This window comes from Paenibacillus wenxiniae (assembly GCF_039822605.1).
Classification (GTDB): Bacteria; Bacillota; Bacilli; order Paenibacillales; family Paenibacillaceae; genus Saccharibacillus; species Saccharibacillus wenxiniae.
In genome coordinates this window covers 1-22,690 of sequence record NZ_JBCGUH010000025.1, presented here as the reverse complement: position 1 = coordinate 22,690, position 22,690 = coordinate 1, and the positions used below count along the sequence as shown (strand labels likewise).

19 protein-coding genes are annotated in these 22,690 nt (G+C 45.0%); 9 read left to right on the top strand and 10 right to left on the bottom strand.

The genetic code is table 11. The annotated features are described in order from the left end of the window. Positions 1–511: 511 nt before the first annotated feature. Entirely contained in the window at positions 512–3,640 is a 3,129-nt protein-coding gene (locus tag AAHF22_RS22965) for a DUF4073 domain-containing protein (RefSeq protein WP_347327325.1), read from the top strand. A gap of 610 nt (positions 3,641–4,250) precedes the next feature. Continuing rightward, complete coding sequence (locus AAHF22_RS22960; RefSeq protein ID WP_347327324.1) at positions 4,251–4,853, top strand: nitroreductase family protein; 603 nt, start codon at positions 4,251–4,253, stop codon at positions 4,851–4,853. 297 nt (positions 4,854–5,150) lie between these two features. Here the strand turns inward: AAHF22_RS22960 and AAHF22_RS22955 are convergent, their stop codons facing one another. Together AAHF22_RS22955 and AAHF22_RS22950 are read right to left on the bottom strand one after the other, a co-directional pair. Then, positions 5,151–5,669, bottom strand: a complete 519-nt coding sequence (locus AAHF22_RS22955; protein ID WP_347327323.1) for a ClbS/DfsB family four-helix bundle protein — start codon at positions 5,667–5,669, stop codon at positions 5,151–5,153. Between the two features lie 75 nt (positions 5,670–5,744). Then, positions 5,745–6,830 (bottom strand): DNA alkylation repair protein, encoded by a 1,086-nt coding sequence (locus AAHF22_RS22950; RefSeq protein WP_347327322.1) that lies wholly within the window; start codon positions 6,828–6,830, stop codon positions 5,745–5,747. 407 nt (positions 6,831–7,237) lie between these two features. Here AAHF22_RS22950 and AAHF22_RS22945 point away from each other — a divergent pair, with 407 nt between their 5' ends. Continuing rightward, a complete protein-coding gene (locus AAHF22_RS22945) occupies positions 7,238–8,197 on the top strand; it encodes a helix-turn-helix transcriptional regulator (RefSeq protein WP_347327321.1) in 960 nt (319 codons plus the stop codon). Positions 8,198–8,275: 78 nt separating this feature from the next. Here AAHF22_RS22945 and AAHF22_RS22940 read toward each other — a convergent pair whose 3' ends face one another. Then, complete coding sequence (locus AAHF22_RS22940) at positions 8,276–8,710, bottom strand: MarR family winged helix-turn-helix transcriptional regulator (RefSeq protein ID WP_347327320.1); 435 nt, start codon at positions 8,708–8,710, stop codon at positions 8,276–8,278. A 259-nt stretch (positions 8,711–8,969) separates the two neighbouring features. Between AAHF22_RS22940 and AAHF22_RS22935 the strand changes: the two genes are divergently transcribed. After that, positions 8,970–9,938, top strand: a complete 969-nt coding sequence (locus AAHF22_RS22935) for a quinone oxidoreductase family protein (RefSeq protein WP_347327319.1) — start codon at positions 8,970–8,972, stop codon at positions 9,936–9,938. A gap of 212 nt (positions 9,939–10,150) precedes the next feature. On the opposite strand, the gene AAHF22_RS22930 is transcribed toward AAHF22_RS22935, so the two are convergent. The 4 genes from AAHF22_RS22930 to AAHF22_RS22915 form a co-directional block, all read right to left on the bottom strand. Continuing rightward, positions 10,151–11,800 (bottom strand): alpha-amylase, encoded by a 1,650-nt coding sequence (locus AAHF22_RS22930; RefSeq protein ID WP_347327318.1) that lies wholly within the window; start codon positions 11,798–11,800, stop codon positions 10,151–10,153. Positions 11,801–12,337: 537 nt separating this feature from the next. After that, a complete protein-coding gene (locus tag AAHF22_RS22925) occupies positions 12,338–13,117 on the bottom strand; it encodes a hypothetical protein (protein WP_347327317.1) in 780 nt (259 codons plus the stop codon). A 291-nt stretch (positions 13,118–13,408) separates the two neighbouring features. Then, the gene (locus AAHF22_RS22920; protein ID WP_347327316.1) at positions 13,409–13,804 is read right to left on the bottom strand and encodes a rhodanese-like domain-containing protein; all 396 of its coding nucleotides are present in this window, start codon (positions 13,802–13,804) and stop codon (positions 13,409–13,411) included. A gap of 166 nt (positions 13,805–13,970) precedes the next feature. After that, positions 13,971–14,465 carry a glutathione peroxidase gene (locus AAHF22_RS22915; RefSeq protein WP_347327315.1) on the bottom strand — a complete coding sequence of 165 codons (495 nt, stop codon included), beginning with the start codon at positions 14,463–14,465 and terminating at the stop codon, positions 13,971–13,973. 423 nt (positions 14,466–14,888) lie between these two features. Here AAHF22_RS22915 and AAHF22_RS22910 point away from each other — a divergent pair, with 423 nt between their 5' ends. The 4 genes from AAHF22_RS22910 (at position 14,889) to AAHF22_RS22895 (ending at position 17,674) form a co-directional block, all read left to right on the top strand. Next, positions 14,889–15,554, top strand: a complete 666-nt coding sequence (locus AAHF22_RS22910) for a pyroglutamyl-peptidase I (protein WP_347327314.1) — start codon at positions 14,889–14,891, stop codon at positions 15,552–15,554. Positions 15,555–15,848: 294 nt separating this feature from the next. After that, on the top strand, positions 15,849–16,115 hold the full coding sequence (locus tag AAHF22_RS22905; protein WP_347327313.1) for a hypothetical protein: 267 nt from the start codon (positions 15,849–15,851) through the stop codon (positions 16,113–16,115). Positions 16,116–16,212: 97 nt separating this feature from the next. Next, positions 16,213–16,632 carry an Rrf2 family transcriptional regulator gene (locus tag AAHF22_RS22900; protein WP_347327312.1) on the top strand — a complete coding sequence of 140 codons (420 nt, stop codon included), beginning with the start codon at positions 16,213–16,215 and terminating at the stop codon, positions 16,630–16,632. Between the two features lie 187 nt (positions 16,633–16,819). Next, complete coding sequence (locus AAHF22_RS22895; RefSeq protein WP_347327311.1) at positions 16,820–17,674, top strand: SDR family oxidoreductase; 855 nt, start codon at positions 16,820–16,822, stop codon at positions 17,672–17,674. A gap of 202 nt (positions 17,675–17,876) precedes the next feature. Here AAHF22_RS22895 and AAHF22_RS23940 read toward each other — a convergent pair whose 3' ends face one another. The 3 genes from AAHF22_RS23940 to AAHF22_RS22885 all read right to left on the bottom strand — a co-directional run bounded on the left by AAHF22_RS23940 (position 17,877) and on the right by AAHF22_RS22885 (position 19,985). Next, on the bottom strand, positions 17,877–18,227 hold the full coding sequence (locus AAHF22_RS23940) for a type III toxin-antitoxin system ToxN/AbiQ family toxin (protein ID WP_371834104.1): 351 nt from the start codon (positions 18,225–18,227) through the stop codon (positions 17,877–17,879). A gap of 322 nt (positions 18,228–18,549) precedes the next feature. Beyond that, the gene (locus AAHF22_RS22890) at positions 18,550–18,876 is read right to left on the bottom strand and encodes a hypothetical protein (protein WP_347327310.1); all 327 of its coding nucleotides are present in this window, start codon (positions 18,874–18,876) and stop codon (positions 18,550–18,552) included. Between the two features lie 167 nt (positions 18,877–19,043). Next, positions 19,044–19,985, bottom strand: a complete 942-nt coding sequence (locus AAHF22_RS22885; RefSeq protein WP_347327309.1) for an NADP-dependent oxidoreductase — start codon at positions 19,983–19,985, stop codon at positions 19,044–19,046. A gap of 552 nt (positions 19,986–20,537) precedes the next feature. On the opposite strand from AAHF22_RS22885, the gene AAHF22_RS22880 reads away from it, so the two are divergent. Next, positions 20,538–22,556 carry an S-layer homology domain-containing protein gene (locus AAHF22_RS22880; protein WP_347327308.1) on the top strand — a complete coding sequence of 673 codons (2,019 nt, stop codon included), beginning with the start codon at positions 20,538–20,540 and terminating at the stop codon, positions 22,554–22,556. The last annotated feature ends 134 nt before the right edge of the window (positions 22,557–22,690 follow it).

The window sequence follows — 22,690 nt, the reverse complement described above, 5'->3', positions numbered from 1 at the left end:
GTTCAAAAATTGTGATAAAAATTTAAATTTGCTATCAAAAAAATACGTTAAACAACCGATTAATTATATAGCTAGGTTAATTAGTTATATTTTCTATAGAGAATAAATAATTATTAATGAATATTATACATAATTTATTACATAAAGAAGATGAAGAATAGTTCCAAGTAACAATACCGTGTACATAAAATGAATCTGCTGCAACATCCTATGTATAGCTTATATATCGCAGTCGTTTGTTTAACATACACCGCGCTTTACACGATAAATAGGCACAGGAGTGTTTACATAAGTGCTTATCAAGCTAATCTGCAACATGATATGAATATGGTTTTACAGCTAGCATCTGCTCCATTGATCGTAATGGAGTCGTCATGCGCGGCTATAAAATAGATCCAAAATGATATACCATGTTTGATCTGTAAAAAGGGTATGCTCATGGAAAGGAATGTATACATACCGGAACATGGGCGAAAGAGAATGGATTTATATTTTAGGTGGAGGCGATCGGATGAGGCAGGAAAGCAAGTGGAGAAATCGTATTGCAGCAATGAGTTTGGTCATTTTATTAATGGTAGGTATGATTCCGCCACAGCAAGCGTATGCTCGCGGAGATGCGGCAATGAATGTGACGAAAGCAATGTCATACGGTAATCTTCAAAGTGCACTCGACGCAGCAACCAGCGGAGATACTATTCGGTTATTGGACAATGTGAGTGCAGATACGTATTTAAATTACAATGTCCCAAACCGTACTGTAACACTGGACTTATACGGATACAATGTTGTCCGTTCTGCTGGCAATGATATGGCGAATGATGGTGATGGTTCAGCCATCCAAATCGCCGCAGGTACAATGACGATTCAAGATACCAGTCCTACTGCAAATGGTTCGGTTCAGGTGAGTAATAATTATGGAAGCAGTGGTTCAGCGGTAAGTATTGGCGCTACCGGCACATTGAATCTGAATTCTGGCTCACTAATTGGCCCAGCACAGGGGGTGCTTGCTTATCAGAATGGTGCAACGGTGAACATTAAAGGTGGTCTCGTATTTGCCAATGCCAATACAACGGCTGATGCAGCCATCTCGGCAACGGCTTCTGTATACGGAACGATCTCCGGTGGATATATCGGTATGAAAAACTCGAGTGCATCGGTCATTTCAAGTACGTATGCAATAGGTGGCCTTTCGAAATTGAGTGTGGAGGGTGGCTACTTTACAGGCAACTCCTACTACACTGTAACGGGAAATACGTATGCATCGCTCTCTGGTCTTAGCACAACAGGTACAATCGTGAAGCTAAGCCAACCGGTAACTCAACCCCTTTCCGGTTCAACGCAATTCCTGTATCATCTCGTAAAGTCAGAAGCGACACCGGCTGCGGCACTTGATCCGGTGAATGAAACATTAACAGGTTTGAAAGCTAATGCAGGGTATTCAGTCAATGGAGCAACATATGTGGTAGCAGATACGTATGGAACGATTCCACTGAGTGTGAACTGGATCGGCAGTACAATCGGGATTGTGAAGAAAGGTATAACCGATACGTCTGCGGACAGTGCATCACAATTGCTGGACATTCCTGCACGTCCATCCGCACCAGCGGTAACTGCGGATGATACGAATGATGTCATTATAGGTATCAAGAGCAGTATGCAATATTCGATCGACGGTGGCAGCTGGACAACGTATTCGTCAACCAATCCGCCACAATTGAGCGGTGATCATACGGTGAAAGTACGTTATGCAGCAACAGTATCGCCAGCAGCACTGACAAGTGAAGTAGCCAAATTGTCATTTACTGCTGCTACGCCAACACCAACGCCGACAACTGGATATAAGGTGAGCGGCAATGTAATTGAGGGCAACGCAGAAGCATTCAGCGCTGTAACTGGTGCGAATGTGCAATTGTATCAAGGCACTACAGCAGTGAGCAAAGCTGTTGTTACCGATACGTACGGTAATTTTGCCATTACCGGTGTCAATAACGGAACGTATAGCCTGATCGTAACGAAAGCCGATCGGACTGGAACGTATGTTGTACGGGTGAACAACAGCAACTATAGCTTTGCAAACAACAGTATCTTCCTGCCAGCAGCTAGCTTAAAAAGCGAAGTTAAAATTAGCGGCAATAACACACCAAATATCGTTGTGGGCGGATTGACGGATCTATTCCTCGATACGAAGTATAGCTTTACGGCAGATGATCAGCAATTGGTCAACAGTGGCGGTAAAGTCAGTATTACGATGAGTGTACAACAAGAAAGTGCAACGACTGCACCGGGTGCGGCAGCATTGCAAAAGCTGGCAACTGGAAAGACGATCCGTATGTATCTTGATCTGACATTGAACAAAGTAAGAACAACCGCATCGAATGTGTCTACTACAAGCACATTGCCTGTAGTAGGTAAATTGCTACAAGTTGTCGTCCCGTATGATTCGAAAAGTCAAAAGAATGTATCGATTTATCGTTATCATCAGGGTGTAGCACAATCGATGTCTTCTCTGCCATACAGCACAACTGCTCCGAGTTCCGAAGGCTTCATGGTTACTCCGGATCAGCAACAGGTCATTATCTTCTCGCAAAACTTCTCGACTTATGCGATTGCGTCCGATTCTTCAACAACACCAACCGTCATTAGCGGAGGCGGAGGAGGCGGCTTTACAAGTGGCGCTGCCTACCCAATCACGGTAATCCCTTCCGCAGGCGGAACGATCAGCCCGTCCAGTCTGCTCAGCGTACCGCAAGGTAGCAATCAGACATTTACGTTTACACCGGACAAAGGCTATGTGATCAAAGACGTGCTCATTGATGGTAAAAGTGTAGGCGCCGTTAGTAGCTACACCTTCAAAAATGTAGTTGCCGCTCATACGGTCAAAGTGGTCTTTGTGGCTACTACCGGCATGACGACACCTACGGATACGAACGTCTCGACAGGCGAAGGATTGCCGTACTACATGAACGGGAATCAAAAAGTATATATCGGCTTCGCTGCTACGATCAATGGCCAAATGAAATACATCGCTCCAGCAGGTAAAGAAGTACGGTTCCAGCCTAATGCGTACTCGTTCTCTGACATGAACGGAAGCTGGGCGACAGCGCCAGTCAGCTTTGTAACGGATCGTGAAATTTTCCTTGGCACAGGGGACGGTAAATTTGCACCGAACCAGGGCATGACGCGTGCAATGTTTGCAGCTGCAATCGGACGATTGTACGAGCGTAGCTATGGCACATTGAAGCTGAGCGGTGCAAGCCCATTTAAAGACGTATCCAGTAACAGCTGGTACGGCACGTATGTGAACTGGGCAGCGCAAAACGGGATTATTCAAGGCATGAGCAGTACAGCGTTCGAACCAAACCGTAACATCACCCGCGAAGAAATGGCAGCACTGCTGTATCGTTTTGCTTCGTTCATGAAAGTGAACAATACGATCAATACCGACCAAACATTGACGTTTACAGATGCAGGCAGCATCGGAGCATGGGCGAAACCAGCGGTTCAGTTCTTCTCGCAAAAAAATATCATTAACGGACGCAGCAAAACGCAGTTTGCCCCAAAACAAACCGCGACTCGTGCAGAAGCGGCAGCTGTATTGGAAGGCTTTATCAAGCTGGTCGTTACACAAGCAGCGAAGTAATGGGAGCCGACACTTGCGCACATTAACATGTAGCCAGGTAGCCAGTCCACAATAGCGAAATACGTCATCAAAACAATAAATAAACAGTAAAAAGCGACTTTCCCCGATCAGCCATGAGGGGAAAGTCGCTTTTTTATTATTAATATACTAATATATTAAGATGATAAGATACCGAGCTATTATTCACTCGCTATTTAGCTATTTATTTGTAATTTTTATTCTGCAATAGGCACTACCCGTGCCACGACGTAAGTCGTGCATGCAACACCAAGTTGACGCGAGCATCGCTTCACTGCGGGAAGGAAATATAGGGAAAGGACGCCTTACAGTGTTAGCGATCTTCTAACACGGGGTTCAATGAAAAAGTGATTTTTGCGCAGCAAAATATCTTACAAATTTAGAGGGGCGAGAATCTTCAATTACTCCTCATTCAAAAGATTCCTGCGACTCCACCTGAGTCCGTCCCCGTATTCCTTCCCGAAGTGGACAAGCTCCCACCACCAAAGTTTGCAAGCACAACAAAGTCACTGATTTTTTTATAGCAACTCTGGTTAAATAGACATGTAAGACATGTTAAATGCAGTCTTGATCAAGAGGAGGGCTAATGACAATGAGTACAGAAGCAATCTTTGAGGCGATGAAGAAAAGAAGAAGTATTTATGGCATCAGCAAGGAAGCCGTAACATCGGATGAGCGTATCCAGGAAATTGTGGAGCAGGTCGTGCTGCACACTCCATCCGCATTTAACTCCCAGACAGCAAGAATTATCATCTTGTTTGGTGACAAACATGATCAGCTGTGGGATTACACCACGAATATACTTAAAGAAATCGTACCTGCCGACAGCTTTGAGCCGACTCAGCAAAAGATGGATAGTTTCAAAGCAGGCTATGGAACGATCCTATTTTTCGAGGATGAAGCGGTCATCCGCGGTATGCAGGATCAGTTTCAGGCGTATCAGGATAAATTCCCGGTATGGTCACAGCAAGCGAACGGTATGCACCAGTATTTGATCTGGACGCTGCTGGAAGCGGAAGGCTACGGTGCATCGCTGCAACACTATAACCCACTGATCGACGAGAAAATTAAAGCCGAGTGGGATATTCCAGAAAGCTGGACGCTGATCGCGCAAATGCCATTTGGCAAACCGACAGCACCTGCGGGAGATAAGGAATTCAAACCACTGGAAGAGCGTATTCGCACATTGCGTTAAGCTTGACTATCAGATCTTGACTATCAAATAAGGAATGTCTATCCTTCGATTGCATAAATGAGATTCCATTGCATACGTAAGCGGAATGATAACAATCCAGTGCATACGCATACTTATAATAGCGAATAGCCTGCTTCACTGCCCGATAAGGTAGTATAGCCTGCTTCACTGCCCGATAAGGTAGTAAGGTAGGCTATTTGTTTATAAAATTATTTTATTTGCGCATTAGAAATGATTTGCGTATGAGAAAGACAGTATCGGCTTAGGAGAAAAGCAGTTGATGAGCGAGCAGAGAAACTAGACATGCAGCACATGTATCTTTTTCCATTTACGAATACGAGTACGAAAAGTTTGGAAGGGCGCGACCGAGTTAATATGCAGCCATTTCCACAGCGGCCATGCAGCTTGATTAGCAGTCCATTGTCGTTGCCCGGCACCAAACAATTCTTGTTCGCTCAGCTCCGCAATCCACTGACACCATGCCTGCACAGAGCGGCGTAGTTCCTGCCGTAACTGTTCCAGCGTACCGTCCTTATATTGCTCATAAAAGCCAGCATATAGCTTGCCCAGCTCATTCCAGCGTATAGTCGCGGTAGGTGTAATGACGACTTCACCTCGTCGCTCCGCTTGCTCCCATTGTTGGACGAGCTGTAGCCAGCCAAGCAGGTAGGCAAGTATTTCATACGGTGTACGATCTACGCCATCCAACCGTACATGAAGTTCCACCTCGGTCAGATCATCGAATTCTTCATCCAGTCGTAAATGTGTATACCGTATCCGCTCAATCAATTCTATACCTGATAAATACGAGATCATGCTTTACGCCTCCCTCTAAAAGGTAATATCGCGCAACAAGCTATTCATTCATAATGTAATCGCTGCTGTATCGCTCTATTGGGCAGCTGTAACCTCAAAAGACACCTCGCCCATCTGTACACCATTCACATACAGATGCACATGATGCATACCCGGATAATACACACGAGTCGTAATGAGCTTAAATGAATGCTTTTTACGCATAAGATGTCGCCCTGAGGCAAAATCGCGTGAAACCCAGCGGAAGCGCTTCGGTGCCTGTTTACCATTGGCTTTCACAAATTGCATCTCATAATCGATGCGTACATTTTGCGCTGTAGCGGCTTCGTTATGCATTACAAAGGACAGCTCGATTTCCTCGCCAATCGCTACCGTATCGCGACTCACATGTAGCTCGCTCACACGAATATGCTCACTCGGCATATAACCTAGCAGCTCCATAATGACCGGATGATCCTGCTTGAGCAGGGTACGACAGCCGTGCTTCACGATCCAATCGGTATACGGATGGTGTCCGTACCAGCTGCGCGCTACTTCGGCCACTCGCTCTGGGTGATCCTTAGCGATATCGTTTAGATGATTGGCTACGCTTTTGCGTACATACAGCGACGGGTCTTGTTTTAACCGCTCCAATATAGCCAGTGTTGGCTCTGGATTTTCGATAAACATCCGTAGCTGAAACGACCACGGTAAACGCGGACGAAAGCCCTCGCTGGCAAGGCGACGCACATGTTCATCCCCATCATCCGCCCAGCGGCGCATCTGTTCCAGCATTTGTTCGGTATGCTGTACGATAAATGGACGCACGGCAAACTCTGAACTGGAATACGGTGTTAACTTCGCGAGTGCAGCCATCGATAGCTCTGGCTGCTCCATTCCGTTCAATTCGATGCAATCTGGAAAGAATAAATACTCCACACCACGGCATTGCGGTGCCATCGTGACCAGCAACTTGATCATCTCTTCAAACGATAGCTGTAGCGCATCGGTGAAGGCTTCACTAATCCGCCGAATCCGCTGCTTGAAGGCGAGATCGTCCCAGCCTTCTGCATGAACCCGTTCGTAGAAGCGTTGTTCATCGAAGCTAGCAATATGCTGCTGCACGATAGCGGCAAATTGTTGTAGAAATGCAGGACTGTAGCGTGCTTTAAATGTTTCCATATGTACCTCCGTATAGTATATGATCTGAAATCGATAGTTGGGCTGGTTTGATTGATTTCAGCATAGCATGGAATAGTGACAGATTCTGTCGCCATTTCGAATACGATATAATAATATAGGTTGTGCTTCGAAAAGCATGCCTTAGCAATGTGAAGGATCTTGCACAAGCTTGTGCAAAAATGAATAGGGAATACATACATTGAAGATCTTCCACTTCATTATTCCTATGATCGAATCCGGTACATCCTAGTGGTGAAGTAATCTAGGTGTGAGCGATCTGATCGACTACACAGACGAATTCCATCTATGCGAAATTGATGCCTGAACATGATCGTCCTAATCCCAATCCAAATATTGAACATCCTTGCTACAAATTCAAACTATTCTACTAGAAAGGAGCAAGCCTAATGTCCAAATCACAGCGCTTAATCGAACTGATGCTGACGGTGAATACGCGGAGACAGTTTACAGCGGCAGAGCTGGCGCGGGAGTTCGGGGTATCGCGGCGAACGATTCAGCGCGATTTGCAGGAGCTTGCTAGTGCAGGGGTGCCGTTGTATGCAGAGCCAGGGGCAGCAGGGGGATATCGAGTGTTGCGGGAGCGGATGCTGCCTCCGATTTTATTTTCGGAGAGTGAAGCCGTGGCGATGTTTTTTGCGTATCAATCGCTGGGCAATTATCGGTCACTGCCGTTTCAAAAGGAGTCGACGTCAGCGCTGGATAAGTTTTATCACTATTTGCCAACCGAGACGAAGCAGCGTATTCGTGAGTTACAGGCGAGGTTTGCTTTTTGGACGCCGACGCGCAATTTGGACGTTCCTTATTTATCAGAGCTGGTGGATTATTGTGTGGAACAGACAGTGGTCGATATGGTATACGATTCGATTGGTGGAGAAGAGCATCGGCGGATTCAGCCGCTGGGGGTATATGCGAGCAGTGGGCTATGGTATGGAGTCGCGTACTGCTTTGATCGCAAGCAGCTTCGTACATTCCGTGTCGATCGGATGAAAAAGCTGGTCGCTGATCCGAATGCAGCCGAGCGACAGGACTTTTCTCGCTGGACGATTAACGATTATCTCGGTCATGTGTCAAATGAACGCACATTGCCAATGCGAGTGCAGCTGCAACGCGAAGGGGTGAGGCGTTGTCAAACGGACCCGTGGATGGAACAAGGGCTCACGATTCATTCAGATGGTACAGGCTTGCTGGAACTGCCTTTGCCCGAGTCGTATATGTCGTGGGTAGTACAGTTTTTTGCGAGTTGTGGTACAGCAGCCCGGGTGGAATCGCCACAGGAGCTACTGGATGGACTACGAGTGTGGATTGCAGCACTCCAGCAGCAGTATGGGCAATCCGAGGGTGAATAGGGGCAGCACCGATAATGTGTATCATGATATGGGATGGGCATGACAAGATTGAAGCTGGCGTGACCTGCACAAACTATCTCAATCACGATATAGCATTTTTGCGCTCAGTGTCGTGAGCTGTACGCGCTCGGCTTCGGTCAAATTGCGCGCAGCATTGTGAATTCGCCGCTCAATCTCGTCGCCAACAGTACGTACAATGTCTTTTCCTTTATCGGTCAGACGGACGGAGAAGCTTCTACGATCGGTTGGTGATGGGACACGCTCAACCATGTCACGTCGCTCGGCTCGATTAATCAACCCGGTGACGCTGGATTTATCCAGATTGAGATGGTGAGCGAGCTCCTGCATGCCGGGTTCGCGATCGCGCAATATACCTAATAAGCGAATTTGAATAAAAGATAACTCGTGTTCGGCGCCAGCCTCTAGCAGAATCGTCTGAATCAAATACGTAAGCTGAACAAGGTGATCGACAAGCGGTGAACCTGTGTCCGGTATGGATGGATCGTGCTGCATGAACATTCACTCCTATACATAACAACGTGAAAAGAAGCGGTCTGGGTAGATGAGCGATCGCTTCTTAATTTGTAAGTAGTATAGCATAAAATAAATAAGTAGTACGTTATACAAACTTTTTATTGACTTTGTTTGTTGTACAAACTATATTATGAATATAGCAATTTTAGTTTGTCATACAAACTATTTTCGTTTGTTTGAAAAATTAAATTTTGTAAATATAGACTCTCGACTTATACACAAACTGGAGGAGATTTGCATGAAAGCAGCAATTGTATATGAATTTGGTCAGGCTCCACAATATGGGGAATATGAGCTTCAGGCTCTTCAATCGCCGCATAAAGTTTATATTAACGTGATCGCAGCAGGCTTACATCAGCGAGTACGCTCGCAAGCAGATGGCTCGCATTATACGAGCATCGGCAAGCTGCCATTGGTGCCAGGTGTTGATGGCGTAGGTAGATTACCCGATGGACGTTTAGTATATTTTGTAATGCCAGACGATTCACTAGGTTCTATGGCAGAACAGACGATTATCGATCCACGGCGTAGCCTACCCATTCCAGATGGAGCCGATCCTATCCAGATTGCAGCTGTGATGAATCCAGCGATGTCTTCATGGGTGACGCTTCGCCAGCGTAGTCCATTGAAGCAGGGGAGTCATGTGCTTGTGATGGGAGCGACAGGCAGCTCAGGACAGATGGCTGTACAAATCGCCAAGCTGCTTGGAGCCGAGCGTGTTATTGCTGCTGGACGTCATTCAGAACGCTTGAATCGTTTGACTGCCATAGGAGCAGATACGCTTGTATCGTTGGAGGGTGAACCATCTGAAGTGAGCGAGCGTCTTGGTGAGGCTGCGGCTGATGTAGATGTCGTTATTGACTACTTATGGGGAAAGCCTGCGGAATGGGCGATCCCATCGATGCTCAAGCAACGGCAGGATCGTAGTCATGCGCTGGATTGGATTCAGATCGGCTCTATGGCTGGAGCTACAGCTAATATTCCGGCAGCAGCGCTTCGTTCAGCCAATTTCCGATTACTCGGTAGCGGACAAGGCTCATTGTCGCCAACCGCTTATCTGGCTGAATTTCCTGCATTGATCAATTGTATTGCCGCAGGCACATTGAAGCTACCTGTTCAAACCTTTCCACTGGCTGATGTGGAGCAGGCATGGAATGCCTCGACTGACCCCCAGCAACGTATCGTATTGCTACCTGGATTAGTGTAAGAGGAACACGATTATTTCATTAAAATACAAATAGCCTGTTAGCCGCCACTATCTTCTGTATAAGAAGAATAGTCGGCTAACAGGCTATAGATGCAAGTGTATCAATAAATAAGTATGTCCATAAATAAACAGGCAGCTACCGGAGCAATCGTCATCTTTGCATATACATCATAAGCGAGATATAGATTGCTCCACAGTCTCATCCAGTCATTTTATTTGTCCGAAGTCTCATCCTGCGCAGTATTTTGATCGGATGTTTCACCCTGATCAGCGCTATCTTCCACCGGCTCCGCTGGCTCAATATTCAGCAGATCCGAGCCTTCTTCCAGCACGCCTTCTTCCGGCAATGCAATACAAGGCAGACCGGATTCATAATAAGCTTCGACTCCATCTTCAGTCAGATCTTCTTCCGGCTGAATCCATACGGATACACTGCCACCATTCACCGGGAAAGTTGCCCAGCCGTCTTCCTCAATCTGTACGTGGTGGCGGCGATTACCGGTCAGGTCGACCCAGATCTGTCCAGCGCGTTCTTCGCCGACAAACATCCGTTTTTCGCCTTCCTCGCCGTTCGTCATCACGACGGCACAACCGGAGCGTTCGATATCTGCGCTGCCTTTACGTACCCAGCCAATTGTATTCGGATGGTCAAAATAATCATCCTGCTCGCCATAAGACTTATGGTAACGAGCATACAGCATACAGTTGATCATGTCCTTTTTATCAGGAACCGGATTTTCGCCACCGATACCAAAATAATCGCCATAAAACACGCAAGGATAACCATCCTGACGCAGTAACACGAGCGAGTAAGCTAGCGGTTTGAACCAGTCTTCAATCCACGATTCCAGCGCTTCATTCGGCTGTGAATCATGATTATCGACAAAAGTAACCGCATGCGTTGGGTGTGTCTGCACGAGCGTATCGTTAAAGATGGTCGACAGATCAAACGCATTACCGGATGTGGATGCTGCATGCAGCTTGTAATGGAGCGATACATCAAACAGATCAATCTGGTAATCTACCGTATCGAGAAACTCCTGACATGCTGCCAGTTCTGGGTTCCAGAACTCACCGACAATGTAGAAATCCTGCCCACGTTTGTTGATCATCGAACCTACAAATTCACGAATAAATTCATAGTTAATATGTTTGATCGCATCGAGACGGAAGCCATCGCAGCGCGTCGTATCGATCATCCATTTGCCCCAGTTGGTCATTTCCTCACGCACTTCAGGCATATTGTAATCAATGTTGGCAAACATTAGATAGTCGTAGTTACCAAATTCGTTATCTACATTTTCATTCCATTGCTTGTCCCCGTCGGCAATCCGAAAAATACCATTACGGCCTTCTCGATTGTCAAAATCAGTTCCGTTAAAATGGTGATAATTCCATTGCATCGGCGAATACGTGTCGCCGCGTCCAGGGAACGTAAATTTGGTCCAGCCTTCAATCTCAAACGGTTCATCCGAAATTTCCTCGGTGCGATTGTTCGGATCAACCTCGACGACTTTAAATACCTCGGTTTCGTCCGCTCCGGCTTTGTGGTTCATGACCAGATCGATATAGACGTTAAGACCGAGACGGTGACAGACGGCAATCGCATCCAACAATTCTTTTTTAGTACCGTATTTGGTGCCGACCGAGCCTTTTTGGTCAAACTCGCCCAGATCGTACAGGTCATACACGCCATATCCAGTGTCCTGTGGCGAGTTACCCTTTGTTACAGGTGGAATCCAGATCGTACCGATCCCTGCCCGTTTCAGTTCGGGTGCCAGATCCTGTAGCCGTTTCCAGTGCGAACCATCAGCCTCTACATGCCACTCGAAAAATTGCATCATCGTTACATTGCGATTCATGCATACCTCTCCTTTTCTAGTCCTAGACCTTGGGCAGTTTACGCGCATTGTCTAATGAAAAATCGCTTTCGCAAATCCAAAGATCTTTCATTTCAATTAATTACATACAAGCAAACGGCTTACCAATCAAACGAGATACGGAGGGTCTGGTGACCTCTTCATGCACATCGGTCGCAGGCGGCACGCGGCTGTGAGGAACATTACCCATTTAGTTATCGAAATTAAACACATTCAAACCGCAGAAATGATGTATATTTTTACATCATTATCAAAATTAACAATATTTTATTTGCTTGCATTCAAATACGTGTCTTCCAGCAATATATTAGTGTTACTATACTCTTTCAATCACACTAAATCCCAGCCAGTATTTTATTATATGTGATGAAATTAATAATTTCACTCTGTTTCAGTTCCCACAACTACTGAAAAAACCTTTAACAATTTTGAGTTAAAGGCTGCACATGTAATTTTTAAGTAGGATAAATAACATTTTGATTTTGTTAAACATAATTTTCACTTCAATAATCTAAATGCTTATTTTCGTTTCGTTTTTGTTCGATAATTTCTTTTATTCTGTTTACTTTTTAGCGGTTCTTCTATTTTTGTGTTTTCTTTTTTTTCAGCTTCTGTCTCTTTTTGAACTAACAATAAACTTTCTTGTAACTGCAATAGTTTCGTGAAGATGTTCTTGTTAACAAAGCTTAAAACTGAAATAGATAATAGTACAACTATTATAAATGATGTTATCATACCAATCGAAACTTCAAAAAAAGAAAGAGAGGTCTCATAACCGAATAAAGAGAATCCTATTGAACTAGAGCCTGTTATTCCCTTTTCAATCATTCGTTCTGTCTCTCTCCTGTCATCTGATATTACAGTATTTATGCTAGAAACAGATAGAGAAACAGTTGTAGAAATAACTAATGATGCAAAAATACTTGTCCAAACTGTATTTTTATTTCGCTCAATTTCGATTTTGACCCATGAAATAGCATAATCCATATCTAATTTTTTGAAGGATGCTAATTTTTTTTTGTAATAATCAATCATATAAAAACTATTTTTTTCAATATTTAGAGGGAAACCGTAAACTAACTCACTAATAAATACTACAGAATGTTCAGATGAATTTTTGTATTTGCTTTGTACTGATCTAATAATCAATACTCCTATAGGACCCAAAATAGTCAATATATATAACCAGTTTGATAAAATCCTTATGCCAATTATTTTATTTATCCACAGTGCCGATCCTCCCCATATAACAATAAATAATAACTGAGGAAAAATCGGATTTAAAAAGAAAACACTCATAATATAGCCTCCTAATCTAGTGACCTAAGCTTGATTTATTTCTATTGAGAGGTTTATAATGTATTCTTTTCTATATATCGACATTAATTTCGACTTAATTAGCATTTTAATGTCATCAAAATATCAACATCGATTTTTAATATAACAATAACCCCCGCAGCGCAAAGGCTCGGGGGTTATTTTACATATACATGCTCAGGGTATTTATACTGTAAGGTTAAAGGTCACGCTGAAACATAGCTGGACAAGCCGGGTTCGCTCATCACGTATGCAGTGATGTAATAAAATAGCTTACGCTTCTTGAACGTCAAAGCCTGCCTGTTTCCATGCAGCAGTACCGCCATCGATGTACGCTACATCCGTAAAGCCCATCAGTTTCAGCGCATACGCGCCCAGTGCCGCTTGACCGCCAGCACCGCAAGTTACGAGAATTGGACGATTGCGATCGCTCAGACGCTCATCGCGCAGCTCAGCAGGTACGCCCAGATCCGCACGGATGGGCAGCATGCCGAGGGAGATGTTCACACTGCTTGGGATCAGGCCACATGCGCCTGCATCTTTGGCATCCTGTACATCGATCACGAATGTATCTGGATTGCTATTCAATTTCTCACGTGCTTCCTGGGAAGTTACGCCCGGTACGTTGTTTCTCGCTTGAGTGACCATGTCTGTAAATGTCAATGCCATTGTTCATCATCCTCCTGAATTTGGGGTATAGTAAGTATCGTTTATCACTTGCCCTACTATGGTGCAGGGCAGGATCGCATCATGGCTAAGCTGCTCCATATGTAGAAGAGCGCTTACTTCATTGTATGCAATCCACCATTATTTACCCTGAAAATGGCAATCCTCTTCAGGAAACGGCTTCACCAGCAAGTAATTTCTGAATATCCTGTTCGATCTCGGCAGGATCGAGGCGAGAAGGATACTGCTTCACCACATGACCATCGCGATCGACGAGGAATTTGGCAAAATTCCATTCGATATCGCCTGTGTGTGAAGGTGCAGGTACTTCATCTACCAGATAACGATACAGTGGATGCGCATTGTCGCCTTTGACATCAACTTTAGCAAAAAGCGGAAAGCTTACACTGTAGTTCGTCTGACAGAAATCCTTGATCTCTTCTTCACTGCCTGGCTCCTGACCCATAAACTGGTTGCAAGGGAAACCGAGCACTTCTAAACCTTGTTCTTTGTACGTATCATAAAGCTTTTGCAATCCTTCATATTGAGGAGTCAGGCCACAACCGCTTGCGGTATTCACAATCAATAGTGCTTTTCCTTTGTAATCGGACAATGATTGCTCCTGCTTGTCAATCGTCAGGGCAGAGTAATCATGTACTGACATTTTTTAATCTCCTCACTTTAATTTTGCAAAATTATATTTTATAAAACATAATTTAATTATAACCAACCATTTGCAAAAGTCAAACGAAACCTTTCGATTGATTCGGCTTACTTATTTCGATTGATCCTGTTTACTTCTATTGTACTGCGAGCGTGGGATTAAAATCCATTTTACGATGAATGACGTTATTAGCTATATAACCGAATGTGTAAATTTTATTCCAATATTTGTATTATACTACGTATATAAATTCATTTTCTTGCTTCTTTATTCTAAAAAAAGCACGAAAATCGCAAAAAATGTTAATTGTTCACAGGATTCGGTCTGTTCCGTCTCGAATTGTTAAGGTAAGATAAAAATACGTTTCAAAATGTAAAAAAACAGGTTCATACGTTGTATCCATCCATTTGGGAGGTAGAAACGATGAGAATACTCATATCCGGATTTGAGCCATTTGGCGGACATGCGATCAACCCGACGGAATACATGCTTGAGGCCATTCAGAATTACTCGTTTGCGGATATTGGAGTTGAACTGCGAACGTTATTATTACCAGTGCACTATGATGAGTGTGTCGATCTGCTTGTACGTGAGGCGGAAGCTTTTCAGCCGAATGCCATTATTATGTGTGGTCTGGCGGCAGGACGAACCGCGGTCAGTCTGGAACGTATCGCTGTCAATGTGAAAAGTGTGGAGCTGGACGCACAATATGCGGATAATCGCAACGATAGGCCGAAGGATGTACCGATTCGCGAAGGCGGAGCAGATGGTCTGTTATCGACGTTGCCGATTCGTAAAATGACCGAGCGTTTGCTAGATAACGGTATACCGGCAGTCGTTTCCAACACGGCAGGTACTTTTATTTGTAACAATACGATGTATGGAATGCTGGATTATTTGCAAACGAATCGTCTGAATGTGCTCGCTGGATTTGTCCATTTTCCAGCATCCACACAAATGGCCGTGCATAAGCCAACATTGCCTTCGTTGCCGATGGATTTGATGACACGCGCATTGCAGCTGATCATCCGAACGACTGCTGAGCAGTTGCACCTGGATGCTGAACGGCTCGACCCTGCTTCGGCATAAGCGGAGCGGATGAATAGAATATATTTTAGTAGTCACTGGTATGCTCACCGTTAGTGGGGCATACCGTTTTTTTGTGTTTCGGGTACGTTGACCCGTTTACGTTGAAAGTTTACTCCACTCTATTTTATGACATGTGCACCTGCATTACGCTATGAACTCGTCTTTGTTGTATATTATCAAGCTTCATATTTAACTTGGTCGATGTATTCGTATATTGACTATGTTGCATGTGAAGTTTAATGTCTTACAACATAGCATATTAATGAACATTTCATCCCGCTTGTGGAGCAATTGATGATCGATCCGAACCCGATTGTCATAAAAGAAAACATTACTCTAACTCGTCAATTCAGTCCGTATTTCTTTTACCGTTACGGTACAGCCGTACAATTCGAGCAAGCCCGGCAGCTATATTATAAAAGTTTGACTGCACCGCAGCAGCAACAGTTCGATCAAGCAGTAACTCGATTTCAGATGGAACCGAACAGTCGGATCGGTAGGGGAGAAATCTGGCCCTATTTAACCGTGTTAGCGATGAATGAACGATATAAAGATGAATAAATGATATAAAGATACATGAACGATTATAAAAATGCTTATCAAGCAGTTGACTTTATTTTTAGTTGTAACTATAATGATTACAACGGTGGTGATACTTATGAAACAGCTTAGCACACGCTTCTCTATGGCGGTGCATACGTTGTCGCTGATCGAGATGTGTCCGCTGGAATGTACTGGCGATTTTATCGCTGCTAGTGTGAATACGAATCCGGTTGTGATTCGCCGGATTATGAGCATGCTCAAAAAGGCAGGCTTGATCGAGGTGCGCGCCGGCATTGGTGGTGCTTATTTGCTAAAGCCAGCTGATGAGCTGACACTGCTGGACATTTATCGCGCAGTGGAAGTTACCGAGGAGAATCGTTTGTTTGGTATTCATGATCATTCCAGTATTGCTTGTCCGGTGGGACGCAATATTGAGCAGGTGCTACAACAGGAACTTCAAGAAGCACAGCAGGCGATGGAACAGCGGCTGGCAAGAACAACATTACAGCAGCTTGGCAAGCAATTTGTTCTGTAAGCATAAAGGATAGAGGATAGATTGACATGCTAGCTGTACTTTTCGAGGCAAGTTAGGATGATGTTCGAAGCTAGGACTATTTTTAGAAATGAGAGCTCTTCGGTGGGCTTTTATTTTATACATTCGTTGTAACCGTTATGGTTATGACGACAAGTACATCCATTATAATTTACAGGAGGAAATGACAATGACAATTCTGGTGACAGGTGCAACAGGTCAACTCGGTTCCAAAGTGGTGCAACAACTGCTGGAGAAAGTAACAGCAAGTGAGGTTGCGGTAAGTGTGCGTAATCCAGAGAAGGCAACGCATCTAAAAGAGCTTGGTGTAGACGTGCGTCATGGAGATTTTGACAAGCCAGAGACACTGGAAAAAGCATTCGCCGGTGTGGATCGTTTGCTACTGATCTCGGCAGATGGCGATAACGAGACACGTATTCGTCAACATAGCGCTGCGGTTAAAGCGGCAGCGGCGGCAGGCGTAGGTTTTATTGCATACACCAGTGTTGGCAATGCTCAGGAAAGCGGTCTTGGACTTGCTCCCGTTCACAAAGCGACGGAAAATGCAATTTTGGAAACCGGCCTTCCATATTCCTTCCTGCGTAATAACTGGTATTTGGAAAATGAACTGTCCAGCATTGGCGCAGCGAATGCGGGTGCACCGTGGGTAACATCGGCAGGTGATGGCAAAGTAGGCTGGGCAACGCGTAATGATTACGCCGCTGCTGCTGTCGCTGTATTAACAGGTGAAGGACACGAAAATACGGTGTATGAGCTGTCCGGTCCACTGCTGACACAGGAACAACTGGCAGCCGCCGTCGGTAACGTGCTCGGAAAAGAAATTACCGTTCAACATGTGGACGATGAGACGTATGGCGAGATCATGAAGGCGGCAGGCTTGCCAGACTTCCTGCTTCCGATTCTAGTGGGCATTCAGCAAGGCATCCGTGAGCATCATCTCGAAGTGGAACATAGTGACTTTGAGCAAGTACTCGATCGCCCGGTAACACCGCTCGAAGAAGGCATTCGTCAGATTCTAGCTTAATGCGGTGAAGATAGATTAGGGAAATTGATGAATTATTTTCGATTAAAAGATAAAGGCTCGAATGCATATCTTTGTAGTATGCATTCGAGCCTTTATTTTGTTTCTTGATAGTTTTCTATGTTAATTTAATATCTATCGTAATGAATGTCATAACATACGGAATGAGCTTAATTATCTATTCGAAAATTCACATAATTATCTTCTAACTTTTTAAAATCGACGCAAACTTGAATAAGATAAGGATTTTTTGAATTGTAACCTTCTCATAAATCGATTTAGCTTGCTCAATGATAGTTGATCGATTAGTTTTTAAATATTGATATTCTGACTCTAATAAGTCGCGGTATTTGGTATAATGCTTTGTAAAGTCTATGTACTCAAGAAGCTCCCTTTTTACAGGAATCATGCAACAATATTTAAGGACTGCTACTGGTTCAGGGCTACTGCCGTTATAGACTTTAGCGAACCATGCTTTCTTCTTTTTATAAGATTCTTTATATGAGGAGAGCGGAGCATAGTAATCATGTCCATTAATATGAAATAGTGTACCGATGTAAGGCCGCGGAAATGTATCCGCGATAGCATTTTTTGAACTCTAGCATCTAAATTATACATATAGTCTACATAATCATTAGAAATTCTATAAAATAGCAAGTTTTCTGAAATCAATATTTTTCTCTCCTCAAAAAAAAGAAGCTTTTCAGCTTCTTTTTTTCTTTAAACGAATTAGTATTCGTTTTATAGAAAACTCGCTTTAAAAGGTAGCGATTACCCATTTAAATCCCGCCCTTGAAGGTGGCGGAACACCATCGGTATAAAAAATATATCCTAGATACCTGAAACGTTCAAGCAAGTTATAGAAGATTTGACAAAAATCAGGATGTGGCGCCACGTCGCTCGCGGGACAATCGTATAATCCATGCAACAATCGCCCAGACGAGACTGACCGCCATAATCGGAAACATCAGAAGCAACGGAATATCGATCATCGCACCGATTGGATCAGGCTGTGTGAGCCGGAATACGAGACCCGGCACGATAGCGACCAGTGCGAGCACGAACAATACGCCTGTGCTAATCCAGGCGCGGCGCGAGAAGCGCATCGCCGATAAAATAAGCAGCAGTAATACGATTAACTCTACTAGCCAGATGAGACGAAACCACGGATCGGGAAATGCAGTAGACGGGTTAATAAGCCACATCATCATTCTCCTTCCGTTTGGATATCGGTAAAGCTTAAGCTCCATATCGTTTGCACGGGACAATGAAATGGAGCTTGAAGCAAGCGCAGAATCCTGTTATCGGATATGATGCCGACCATCAGCTATTCGGTGAGTTATCGCTAGATCTATCCTCAAATAGAAGTACATTAATCCTCAAATTTGATTACAATTTTCCCTCTAGCATGATGTGTCGCACTCAGACGGTGCGCTTCACGCAAGCCTTCTTCAGAAAATGGCAATGTTGTACCTACAATCGCGTTCACTTTGCGTTCTTCCATCAACTTTGCAAATTGTTGCAGCTGCTTGCCGTCTGGCTGCAACCAGATCGATTTCGCCACGACGCGATGCTGTTCAGCCAGCTTTTCATCCGGCTGCTCCAAAATGGAAATCAGTCGTCCGCTGCCTTCTTTGAGCACTTTAAAGCTATCGGCTTGAATCTGTCCACCCATCGTATCGAATACGAGATCCACATCGGATACGGCATCGACGAAGGATGTCGTTTTATAATCGATCACTTCATCAGCGCCAAGCTCTTTGAGGAAATCGGCATTTTTGCTGCTCGCTGTGGTGATGACATGTGCGCCTGCATGTTTGGCAAGCTGAATGGCAAGCGTACCGACACCACCTGCACCAGCATGAATGAGCACCTTTTCCCCTTCTTTGAGCTGTCCATGATCAAATAGTGCCTGCCATGCAGTCAGCCCAGCCAGCGGCACAGAGGCGGCTTCTTCAAAGCTAATACCCGGAGGCATCGGTGAGAGCAGATGATCATCAATCGCTGTATATTCAGCATACGTACCGAAGCGCGTCGTGTCTGGACGGGCAAACACTTCGTCGCCGATTTTCCATTCGGTCACTTCATCACCGACTTCTGTAATGACGCCAGCGGCATCCCAGCCGATAATGATGGGGAATTCCCAATCCATCATGCCTTTCAGATGACCTTCACGCAGCTTCCAGTCGATCGGATTGATCGAGGTTGCTTTTAGCTTGATCACGACCTGTTTTGGACCGGGCTTCGGATCAGGTACTTCTTTCATTTGAAGTTGATTTTCATCACCGTATTGTTCGATCACGACTGCTTTCATGGATAATTCCTCCTTATGACGCCGACAGGCATCTTTTTGTATTTCATGTATAGATCGTTAAATGATCATTATATTTTGCAAAATCTTGCTTCTGTTAAGTACATACCCATTCTGCTGCGAGGACACACAGTATTCCTTATTTCGCTAACAGAAGCCAGCCGATTCAGCATCTGCAATGACTGGACATAATAGGTGAAGCTAATGGATGGTACAACTTCGTATTATTAAAAATATACATATCGTACATTGGATAAATAGCCGATAATATAGCATAAGTTGCCTGAATACAGCTTCGATATCTTGACCGTGTTACTTGACTGCGTTATAGGTGGAATTTGATATCGTACAGCGTGCGAAAAATTCGAAGTGGAATTCAGAAATAGAAGGTAGAAATAGAGTGCAAATGTATGCTTTTGAATTTGTAAAATAAAGTACATCAGACTTGAAGTTACAGGGGGGCGCCGTACTGGCACCCGTTGGATTGTAAAATGAATAACGATGCGTTTGTAGTCGTTTAGCATGATCTGGATTTGATCGTAGAGGAGATTAGGTATGAATACATTCACGATGAAGCTTACACGTCCAGCGTGGGCGAAGCCGCGTATACTGGCATGCATTCTGCTGAGCAGTATGCTGTTCATTGCTGCTGTGCCATCGGTATCAGCGCAATCGTATCTGGTGCAATATACCGTATATCCACCAGCGAACAATACGGCGCTGGAGCTGGCAGTCGTTGCACTTTATCCAGCTGTTCCAGCATTGGAGCGGACGAGCACAAATATGCAATACAGTCTCGATTCCACAGATGGACACAATGGCGTTTGGAACGATGCCAATGACGGCGAAACACCATTTACGCCATCTCAAGGCTGGCTGACATTGCGATTACGAAACGATCCATCCAGTGCCTTTCGACTGGCTTATATCGATATTAATGCTAGCGGTAGTGGCATACTCGTACAGCAAGGAGCGGATGATCGTTCAGGGCAAGCAATGAATGGTGCTAGTCCAGACGGCGGCGCAAGCACAGATAGTAGTACAAGCGCAGGGAATATGAACAATAGCAGTAATGGCAGCGGCGGTGCTAGTAGTAACAACGGAGTAAACACCAACGGCAATAGTACGGATGGAACAAGCGCGAATAATAATCGTTCGAATACGAGCATAAGCACTGGAACCACTACCCCTGCCACATCCAACACCAACACCGTATTACCAAGCGGCAATGGACTGTATATCTCACAATCTGCTGCGCCGGGACAACTTGCCATTACGCTCAATAAGAATGAAGTGTTACAGCAGCTTTATGCGGCGCAAGATCAAATCGTACCGATTGTCATTCCAGATGGCTATACGATCATTCGTTGCGTTATGAATGGGGACGTATTGCAGGCCCTATATGATGCGCATGGCGGGATTGCGATTCAGTCGGGGGCTGGCGAGTATGTATTGCCGATCCGAGATATCGATCCAAACGTATTGTCTGCACTGCTGGGAAATACTACGGCTACGTCGTTACAAGCGATGACACTTCAGATAGAGATCACACCGGTTGCGAATGAGGTGGCTACTGCGATCCAGCAAGCAGCAAGCAAAACGGGAACTCAAGTGGTCGGAACGCCGGTACAGTTTATGTTAAAAGGCTCCGCTGGACAACAGCCATCGCAAACGATTGATCCAGCGATCCTGTTTCCAGCGACTCCGATAAAGCTGGGAAATGAAGCAGGGCAAGCTGGTAATGGGGCTAGCCAGAGCACTGAAAAAGTCGCTACAGCGGCAACAAGCACAGGCAACAGCAAACGTCAGCTCATTTTGCATCCGTCAGGCTCCAACGGGAATGACGGAACTACATTTACAACCGTTGTGCGCTGGAATCCAGCATTACAGCAAATTATTCCCGTACCTACTGTCAAAAAGGCGAATAGCTCTAGTGCTGGTGGGGCGGTCACCGCTACCGTACATGGCGCTGCACCGGATGGTGTCTATGCACTGGTGCAACATCATCCGTCTTTCACCGATGTAGCTAAACATTGGAGCCGGAACGATGTGAATGATATGGCTTCACGTCTCATTGTAAATGGAGAAGCTGGCAAATTTGTACCGGATCGTGAAGTAACACGCGCGGAATTCGCAGCAATGCTCGTGCGTGCGCTGGGACTGGCGGATGAGCAGAGCGATCATTTGCCTCGTGATGTCAAGCGTTCGGATTGGTATGCCGGTGTTGTCGGTACAGCGATAAACCACGGGCTAATCGAAGGTTATAACGATGGCAATTTCCGACCCAATCAGCCGATCACACGCGAAGAAGCCGCAATGATCATCAGTCATGCGATGAACTATACAGGCCAATCGACTACATTGACGGATAACGATGTACAGGGACAACTGAATCGTTTTAGCGATCGTAGCGAAGTGTCTGGCTGGGCGAAAAAAGCAGTCGCTGTGGCAGCGAAAAGCTCCATCGTTGGCGGTGATCATGGACAGTTTGCCCCACAAAGTCATGTGACCCGCGCACAATCGGCAAGTATGATTCGTCGGTTGTTGCAGAAGGCAGACTGGATCAATGAATAGCACGGGACTGGCAAAGTAAAGCTTGATTGTTGTGGAGGCGCGTAGGAACATTTGCGACAGAAGCAGAAGCAGAAGCAGAAGCAGAAGCAGAAGCAGAAGCAGAAGCAGAAGCAGAAGCAGAAGCAGAAGCAGAA